The organism is Pseudomonas sp. EGD-AK9, assembly GCF_000465935.2.
Taxonomy (GTDB): Bacteria; Pseudomonadota; Gammaproteobacteria; order Pseudomonadales; family Pseudomonadaceae; genus Aquipseudomonas.
The window spans coordinates 1-9,062 of sequence record NZ_AVOF01000094.1 but is presented as its reverse complement, the minus strand read 5'-3'; the positions used below and the strand labels follow the sequence as shown (position 1 = coordinate 9,062).

The 9,062-nt window shown below is 68.9% G+C and carries 7 protein-coding genes; 3 read left to right on the top strand and 4 right to left on the bottom strand.

Annotated features, from left to right (window positions below):
- Positions 1–351: AEC family transporter (locus N878_RS05280; RefSeq protein WP_021442634.1), on the top strand; the 351-nt coding region annotated here is incomplete at its 5' end.
- On the opposite strand, the gene N878_RS05275 is transcribed toward N878_RS05280, so the two are convergent.
- Complete coding sequence (locus N878_RS05275) at positions 332–1,102, bottom strand: ABC transporter substrate-binding protein (protein WP_021442633.1); 771 nt, start codon at positions 1,100–1,102, stop codon at positions 332–334. The genes N878_RS05280 and N878_RS05275 overlap by 20 nt on opposite strands.
- Positions 1,103–1,335: 233 nt before the next feature.
- Here N878_RS05275 and N878_RS05270 point away from each other — a divergent pair, with 233 nt between their 5' ends.
- Positions 1,336–2,979, top strand: a complete 1,644-nt coding sequence (locus tag N878_RS05270) for a Na/Pi cotransporter family protein (RefSeq protein ID WP_021442632.1) — start codon at positions 1,336–1,338, stop codon at positions 2,977–2,979.
- 8 nt (positions 2,980–2,987) lie between these two features.
- Here the strand turns inward: N878_RS05270 and N878_RS05265 are convergent, their stop codons facing one another.
- The 3 genes from N878_RS05265 to N878_RS05255 all read right to left on the bottom strand — a co-directional run bounded on the left by N878_RS05265 (position 2,988) and on the right by N878_RS05255 (position 8,286).
- On the bottom strand, positions 2,988–4,496 hold the full coding sequence (locus N878_RS05265; protein WP_021442631.1) for a uracil permease: 1,509 nt from the start codon (positions 4,494–4,496) through the stop codon (positions 2,988–2,990).
- A gap of 114 nt (positions 4,497–4,610) precedes the next feature.
- Entirely contained in the window at positions 4,611–7,169 is a 2,559-nt protein-coding gene (locus N878_RS05260) for a TRAP transporter permease (RefSeq protein WP_021442630.1), read from the bottom strand.
- Between the two features lie 145 nt (positions 7,170–7,314).
- The gene (locus tag N878_RS05255; RefSeq protein ID WP_021442629.1) at positions 7,315–8,286 is read right to left on the bottom strand and encodes a TAXI family TRAP transporter solute-binding subunit; all 972 of its coding nucleotides are present in this window, start codon (positions 8,284–8,286) and stop codon (positions 7,315–7,317) included.
- A 171-nt stretch (positions 8,287–8,457) separates the two neighbouring features.
- Between N878_RS05255 and N878_RS05250 the strand changes: the two genes are divergently transcribed.
- Positions 8,458–9,062, top strand: a 605-nt coding sequence (locus N878_RS05250; protein WP_021442628.1) for an AraC family transcriptional regulator, incomplete at its 3' end; no start/stop codon positions are given.

Below are 9,062 nucleotides of genomic sequence, written 5' to 3'. Positions count from 1 at the left end.
GATCGCCTGCTCGGCCTGCTGGCCGCCGCCAGCCTGCCGCTGGGCCTGCTCTGCGTCGGCGCGGCGCTCAAACCCGAGCAGCTCGGCGGGGAAATTCCGGCGCTGGGGTGGAACAGCGCCCTGCGCCTGCTGGCCATGCCGCTGCTGGCCTGGACGGTGGCCTGGGCGCTGGCCCTGCCGGCGATGGAGAGCGCCGTGCTGGTGCTGTTCTTCGCCCTGCCCACCGCGCCGACGGCCTATGTGCTGACCCGCCAGCTGGGCGGCGACAGCCAGCTGATGGCCGGTATCATCACCCTGCAGACGCTGCTGGCGGCGGGCAGCCTGGTGGCGATCATGGCGCTGCTGGGCTGAGCTCAGGCGGCTGCAGATAGGCCTCAAGCAGGCGCTGGTAGGCGCCGCTGGCCTGCAAGGCGGCCAGGCCGAGGTCGAACTCGGCGATCAGCTCGGCGCCGCGCGGATGGTTGCGCGGCACGATCAGGTGCAGGGTGCTGTTGCCGAACACCCCCTGCGAGCGGTAGAAGCGGCTCGCCGGCGCCCCGGTGGCGCGCAGGGCGCTCTCGCCCAGGCGGCGGTCGGCGATGAACAGGTCGTCGCGCGCCAGCAGCAGCAGGCGCGCGCACTCGTTGAGGCCGAGCGGCGAATGACGGGTCAGCAGGCCCTGGTCGAGCAATGCCTGGATCGGCGCCGGCGGCTGCCAGCCGAGCGGGTAGCACAGGCGCTTGCCGGCCAGGCGCGACAGATCCGCCACCTCGATGGCGTCGCCGGCACGACTGAACAGGTGCTGTTCGGCGACGAACAGCGGCGCCGAGTAGAGGAATTCCGCCTGGCGCTGGGCGCCGGGGACATAGGGGAAAGTCGCGTCGTAGTCGCCGCGCAGGGTCTTCAGGTAACCGCGCTTCCACGGCTGCCACGCCAGCGTGGCGGACAGCCCGCGTTCGGCCAGGGCGGCGTGCACCACCTGGGTCAGCAGGCCGCCGCCGGGCAGGCTCTGGCCGGTGAAGGGCGCGTAATCGTCGCCGGTCACCAGGCGCAGCTCGGCCGCCCAGGCGGCGCCGCTCAGCGCCAGCCCCAGAAGCAGGCCCGCCCGCCATTTTCCCGCCATCGATCCCCAGCCTTAGCGTCGGCCCAGCGCCCGAACGCAACGAATTCGCTCCAGTGGCCATAGTGTAGAGGCCGCTAGGTTAACCAGTGCCCGCTCACCGCGCGACTGGCGCAACGGCGATTTCCGGCCGATGCTAAGTACAAGCCGGATAAAACATTTCTCGCCGGCCGGCTATGCAACCTGCGTCGCGATCACGACCGATCGCCAGCGGGCTCGCAAGGGGGAGCCGCCTTATGCTGACCCTGCTCAATCTGTTGTCCGCCATTGCCCTGCTGGTCTGGGGCACCCATATCGTGCGTACCGGCATCCTGCGGGTATACGGCTCGCACCTGCGCAAGATCCTCAGCCACAACGTCGGCCGCCGGCCGCTGGCCTTCGCCGCCGGCATCGGCGTCACCGCGCTGGTGCAGAGCAGCAACGCCACCGCGCTGCTGGTCACCTCCTTCGTCGCCCAGGGCCTGATGGCGCTGGCGCCGGGGCTGGCGATCATGCTCGGCGCCGACGTCGGCACCGCGCTCATGGCGCGGGTGCTGACCCTCGACCTGAGCTGGCTGAGCCCGCTGCTGATCTTCCTCGGGGTGATCTTCTTCCTCTCGCGACGGCAGACCCGCGCCGGCCAGCTCGGCCGCGTGGCGATCGGTCTGGGCCTGATGCTGCTGGCGCTGGAGCTGATCGTCGCCGCCGCCACGCCGATCACCGAGGCACGCGGCATCCGCGTGCTGTTCGCCTCGCTGACCGGCGACCTGATGCTCGACGCCCTGGTCGGCGCGCTGTTCGCCCTGCTCACCTACTCCAGCCTGGCCGCCGTGCTGCTCACCGCGACCCTGGCCGGCGCCGGGCTGATCAGCCTGCCGGTGGCCATCGGCCTGGTGATCGGCGCCAATATCGGCAGCGGTCTGCTGGCCTTTCTCACCAGCAGCCTGCAGACCCCGGCCGGTCGCCGCGTGGCGCTGGGCAGCCTGATCTACAAGCTGATCGGCCTGCTGCTGGTGCTGCCGCTGCTGCAGCCGCTGGCCAACTGGCTGGACGGCCTGAACTGGCGTCCGGCCGAGCTGGTGATCTTCTTCCACCTGCTCTACAACGGCTTGCGCGCCCTGCTGATGCTGCCCACCGTGGGCTGGATGGCGCGCTTCTGCAACTGGCTGATGCCGGACCGCGCCGAAGAGGCCGGTATCGCCCGCGCGCGCCATCTGGACGCCACGGCGCTGGCCACGCCGAGCCTGGCACTGGCCAATGCGGTGCGTGAAACGCTGCGCATCGGCGATCTGATCGAGGCCATGCTCGGCCACCTGCTGCCGGTGCTGGAACACAACCAGCCGGCGACGAGCAAGGAGCTGCGCCTGCTCAACGACGACGTCGCCAGCCTGTGCCGGGCGGTCAAGCTGTACCTGGCGCAGATCCCGCGCGAAGCGATGAGCGAACACGAGAGCCGGCGCTGGGCCGAGGTGCTCGAGCTGGCGGTGAACCTGGAGCAGGCCGGCGAGCTGATCGAACGCATGCTCGGCAAGATCCAGAACGAGAAGACCGCGCAGCGCCGGGCCTTCTCCGACAAGGGCCTGGAGGAGCTGACCAGCCTGCACGGACAGCTGATGGCCAACCTGCGCCTGGGCCTGAACGTGTTCCTCAGCGCCGATCACGCCAGCGCCAGCCAGCTGCTGCGCGAGAAACGCCGCTTCCGCGCCCAGGAGCGGCGCCTGGCCCATGCGCATATCGGCCGGCTGCAGCGCCAGGTGGTGCAGAGCATCGAGACCAGCTCGCTGCACCTGGAGTTGATCGCCGACATGAAGCGCCTCAATTCGCTGTTCTGCTCCAGCGCCTACGTGGTGCTGGAGGGCGGCGAGACCGGCGCGCTGCAGCTCGAAGAAGGCGGCGAATAGCCCCCGCCTCAGTCCGCGTCGGCGGCGCGCGCGACCGGCGCCGGCTCCACCCCGCGCCAGGCGTACCAGGCGAAGAACAGCGCCATCAGCAGGTAGCCGTGGACGAAGTCCGGCGCGGCGTACCAGGCCAGCTTGGGCGCGTGCATCAGGCCGACGCAGGCCATGGCCGCGGCGACCAGGGCGAAGGCGGTGGCCTGGCGGAACTGACGATCGATCACCGCCACGCACATGGCGCCGAGCAGGATGGCGCTGAACATGGCGCCCTGGCCGAGGGCGCCGATGGCCGTGGAGATGCCTTGCACCACCTCCGGCGCGCCGCGGTTGAAGCGGGTCATCAGGTAGTTGGCGAAGTACGGCAGCATGGCCAGGGCCACCGCCGGGTAGTAACGGGCATGGTTGCTGTTGAAGGCGGTGGCGATCATCGACATGCCGACGAACACCAGGATCGGCGCCACCACCGACACCGGAATCAGCGCGGCGATAAAGGCGATCAGGCCGAACATGGTGGCGATGCCGTACACCGCGCCGTTAAGGATGCTGTAGCCGCGCCCGGCGCCCATCCATTTCGAGCCCACGGTGGCGATGTACACCGTGGTCGGGAACACCCCGCCGAACAGCGCGCCGAGCAGGGTGCCGACGCCGTCCACCGCCTGGCATTCACGCACGCTGTAGCGGTCGCCGGCGGCGCTCATGGCCTCGACGTTGTTCATGGTCTCGATGGCGTTGTACAGGGTGATCGGCAGGATCACCGTCATCAGCGCCAGCATGCTGGTGAACAGCAGGCCCAGGCCCTCGTACCAGGCCAGGTTGGGCAGCAGCGGGTAGAAACCCAGGTGGGTGAAGGCGTCGCCGAACTTGCCGCTGTCGGCGGCGCCGACCAGGTAGGCCAGCGCGGTGCCGACGACGATGGCGAACAGCGAGGCCGGCAGGCGTAACGGCATGCTGATGCGCGCCACCAGGCCGACCAGGGTGATGGCCAGCACCAGCAGGCCGATCATGGGAATTTCCAGGGTCTTGAACAGCATCTCGCCGGCGATGAAGGTCAGCGCCACCCCGGCCACCGCGCCGAGCATGGCCGGGCGCGGCAGATGGCGTTGCACCCAGTTGCCGATCAGGCTGATCGCCGCCTCGATCGCGCCGCTGATCAGGCAGGCCGCCACCGCCACCTTCCAGGCCAGCTCGGCGTCGCCGGTGAGCTGCTTCGCCGGCAGCAGCACGCCGAACAGGAAGACGAACATCACCGGGGTACTGATGCCGTAGGACAGCGCGGTGACGTCGGCGCGGTTCTCCTTGCGGGCCAGGCGCGCGGCGCTCCAGGCGTAGTAGAAGTTGCCGGCCATCACCGCCACCGCCGCACCGGGCAACACCTGACCGAACACGATCTCGGCGGGAAAACCCATGCCCAGCATGCTGATGGCGATGATCACGAAGTTGGCGATGTTGTTCTGGAACAGGGCGAAGAAGGCGTCGGTGTCCTCCTTCTTGTACCAGGGGTAATGCACACGCGGCGTCGACATGGCGGGCGGAATCCTTGTTGTCCGAATGGTCAGGTCGGCGAGTCTAGCAACCCGCCGCCGGGGCATAAACGAACAAGGCAGCCGAAGCTGCCTTGTGGTGGTGACGGCGGATCCCTACGCCGGCTGCGGCAGCTGACGGCGGCGCTGCAACCAGACGATCAGGCCGAACAGCATAAAGCCCGGCAGCCACATCAGCTCCTTGGTCCAGCGGTCGGTCGGCGCACGCACGCTGAGGATCTGCTGGTCGAACTCCAGGCCGGCGTCGGCGGCCAGGCTGCCGAAGGTGACGCTGTCGACCAGCACCTTGTCGCCCTCCTCGTAGAGGTTCAGGCCGAGCTTGGCCAGGCGTTCCTCGCCCGAGGCGCCATCCGGCACCGCCAGCAGCAGGGTGAACTCGCGCGGGTCGCCCACCGCGTTCTCGCCGAGTACGCGCAGGCGCAGCTGGCTGCCGTCGGCGACGCCGTCGAGGGCCTGCGCCAGCTGGGCCGGCGGCACGTCCTGGTAGGGGTCGTGGAGCCTGTCCATCCAGAAGCCGGGGCGGAACAGGGTGAAGGCCACCAGCAGCAACAGCAGGCTCTCGTACCAGCGGCTGCGCACCAGGAAGAAGCCCTGGGTGCCGGCGGCGAAGATCAGCATGGCGATGGTCGCCACGATGAAGATCAGCACGCCGTGCCAGAAGTCCACGTCGATCAGCAGCAGGTCGGTGTTGAAGATGAACAGGAACGGCAGCGCCGCGGTGCGCAGGCTGTAGAAGAAGGCCACCAGGCCGGTCTTGATCGGGTCGCCCTTGGACACCGCGGCGGCGGCGAACGAGGCCAGGCCCACCGGCGGGGTGACGTCGGCCATGATGCCGAAGTAGAAGACGAACAGGTGCACCGCGATCAGCGGCACGATCAGGCCGTTCTGCTGCCCCAGCGCCACCACCACCGGCGCCAGCAGGCTGGACACCACGATGTAGTTGGCGGTGGTCGGCAGGCCCATGCCGAGGATCAGGCTGAACACCGCCACCAGCACCAGCATCAGCAGCAGGTTGCCCATCGACAGCAGCTCGACCAGGTCGGCCAGCACCAGGCCGACGCCGGTCTGCGACACCGCGCCGACGATGATGCCGGCCGCCGCGGTGGCGATGCCGATGCCGATCATGTTGCGCGCGCCGGCGATCAGACCTTCGCGCAGGTCGATCACGCCGTCGACGAAGGTGCCGTGGTCGTGGCTGCCGTCGTGGCGCATCCAGCTCAGCAGCGGGCGCTGGGTGAGCAGGATGATGATCAGCATCACGCTGCCCCAGAAGGCCGACAGGCCGGGCGACAGGCGCTCGATCATCAGGCACCAGACCAGCACCACCACCGGCAGCAAAAAGTGCAGGCCGGAGAGCAGCACGGCGCGGGTCTCGGGCAGCGACTCCAGCGGCGCATTGGGGTCTTCCGGCGGCAGCACCGGCACGCTGGCGGCAACCTTCAGCAGGCCCAGGTAGACCAGCGCCAGCAGCACGCCGATGCCCGGCAGGGCGTAGTCGCCGAGCGCCGGCTTGAGCCAGCCGAGGCCGTAGTAGACCGCCAGCGACAGGCCGCTGATCAGCGCCGCGCCGAAGGCGAAGCCGGTCAGGCGGCGCAGCCAGGGCTTGGGCTGATGGCCGCCGATGGGCTGCAGGCCGAGCTTGAGCGACTCCAGGTGGACGATGTAGAGCAGCGCGATATAGGAGATCGCCGCCGGCAGGAAGGCGTGCTTGATGATCTCGACATAGGGCATGCCGATGTACTCGACCATCAGGAAGGCCGCGGCGCCCATCACCGGCGGCATGATCTGGCCGTTGACCGAGGAGGCCACTTCCACCGCGCCGGCCTTCTCCGCGGAGAAGCCGGTGCGCTTCATCATCGGGATGGTGAAGGTGCCGGTGGTGACCACGTTGGCGATCGACGAGCCGGAAATCATCCCGGTCAGCCCGGACGACAGCACCGCCGCCTTGGCCGGGCCGCCGCGCAGGTGGCCGAGCAGGCTGAACGCCAGCTGGATGAAGTAGTGCCCGGCGCCGGCCCGCTCGAGCAGGGCGCCGAACAGCACGAAGAGGAAGACGAAGCTGGTGGACACGCCAAGGGCGATGCCGAACACCCCTTCGGTGGTGATCCACTGGTGGTTGGCCAGGGCGTTGAAACTGACCCCGCGGTGCGCCAGCAGCCCCGGCATGTACGGGCCGGCCAGGCTGTAGACGAGAAACACCAGGGCGATGATCGCCAGCGGCGGGCCGAGCGCGCGGCGGGTGGCCTCCAGCAGCAGCGGAATGCCGATGCAGGCGGTGACCAGGTCGCCGGTGGTCAGGCTGCCGGGGCGCAGCGCCAGCTGCTGGTAGAAGACGAACAGGTAGGCGGCGCTGGCGGCGGCCACCAGGCCGAGGGCGATATCCAGCAAGGGCACGCGGTCGCGCGGCGACTGCTTGAACGCCGGGTAGGCGAGAAACGCCAGCAGCAGGGCGAAGGCCAGGTGAATGGCGCGGGTCTGGGTATCGTTGAGCACGCCGAAGCCGAGCACGAACGGCAGCGGCGAGGCGATCCACAGCTGGAACAGCGACCAGAGCAGGGCCAGGCCGGCGATCACCTGGGCCATGGCGCCGACGGGCAGACGCGCGCCGACATCCTGGGCGATCAGTTCCTCGGTGGAGAGTTGCTTGTCATGCATGGGATCAAACCTGCATTCGAGTCATCGGAGAACGGCAAAACCCGCAGGCCTGCGCCGTGCGGGTTTGCTTAACACTAGAAGCGAATCGGGCGCAGCGCCCGCCGGGAAGGCCAACCGGCCTGCTCGGCAGGCCCGTCGCTGGCGCTTACAGCCAGCCGCGCTCCTTGTAGTAACGCGCGGCGCCTTCATGCAGCGGCGCGGTCAGGCCGACCTTGATCATGTCGGCTTCCTTGAGGTCGGCGAAGGCCGGGTGCAGGCGCTTGAAACGCTCGATGTTGTCGAACACCGACTTGACCAGCTGGTAGACCACTTCCGGGTCGGCGTTGGCCGAGGTGGACAGCACGGCCTTGCCGCCGATCGACGGGGTCGGCGCATCGTTGCCCTTGTACAGGCCGCCGGGGATGTCGGCCTTGGTGTAGTAGGTCTTCTCGGCCAGCAGCTTGTCGATCTCGGCGCCGGTCACCGGCACCAGCACCGCGTCGGTGGTGGTGGTGGCTTCCTGGATCGCGCCGTTGGGATGACCGACGAAGTAGGTCATGGCATCGATGTTGTTGTCACCCAGGGCGCTGGCCTGCTCGGCCGGCTTCAGCTCGGCGGCGAGGGCGAAGGCAGAACGATCCCAGCCCTTGACGGCCATGATCTCTTCCAGGGTGTCGCGCTGACCCGAACCCGGGTTGCCGACGTTGACGCGCTTGCCCTTGAGGTCGTCGAAGCTGGCGATCTTGGCGTCGCGGCGGGCGAGGATGGTGAACACCTCGCTCTGCAGGGAGAACACCGCGCGGATGTCGCCCATCGCGCCTTCGGCCTCGAACGGCGCCGCGCCGTTGAGCGCCTTGTACTGGTGGTCCGACTGCATGATGCCGAAGTTGAACTCGCCGCTGCGGATGCCGTTGACGTTGGCCACCCCGCCACCGCTGGCCGGGGCGTTGCACTTGATGCCGTGCTCGGCCGCACCGCGGTTGAGGAAACGGCAGATGGACTGGCCGGCCACGTAGTAGACGCCGGTCTGGCCGCCGGTGCCGATGGTGACGAACTTCTCTTCAGCCTGTGCCATGCCACTCAGGGTAGTGCCTGCGAGTGCGGCGGACAGGACCCATGCCAAGGATTTGCCTTTCATGGGAGATCTCCTTTTTCTGTTGTTGTAGAGCGAGCGCGCCTTGTGGGCGACGTTCGGGAGGGCAAGTCTAACCGCTCGGCGCCAATATGCACGCGCCAACGACCAATCGGTCGTAACCGCGTGTGGCGCGCCGGGCTATCGCCGTTCTCCGCCATTGGGCAGAATCGGCACATGTCACACGCCATTCACGAGTCGCCGCAGGCCTCGGTCAGCGCCAGCCTGACCCAGGCGATCCTGCACGCCGCCAGCCGCCTCGGCCTCGACCGCCAGACGCTGCTGACGGCCTGCGGCCTGCACGAAGGGCAACTGGCCGACCCCGACGCGCGGGTGCCGTTCAGTGCCCAGGAGGCACTGTGGCGCGAACTGGATGCGCGCCTGCAGCACCCGGAGCCCGGCCTGCTGCTCGGCCGCAGCCTCACCCCCGGCCCGTTCAGCGTACTCAGCTACCTGCTGCAGAGCAGCGCCACCCTCGGCGAGGCGCTGACCGCCGCGCTGCGCTACCAGCGCCTGGGCGGCGAAGGCGGCGAGCTGCACATCGAGGAACGGGGCGAGGCCCTGCTGCTGCTCTATCGCCCGCTGCACCCGCAACACCCGGCGACGCGCATCCGCGTGCTGGCGATGATGACCTGCTGGGTGCAGATGACCACGCCGCTGCTGGACGGCTTCCACCTGCTCGGCGCGCAGTTCCGCCACGCCGCACCGGCGGATCTGGCGCCCTACCGCGAGGTGTTCGCCTGCCCGCTGCAGTTCGCCGCCGCCGACGCCCCACTTCTCGG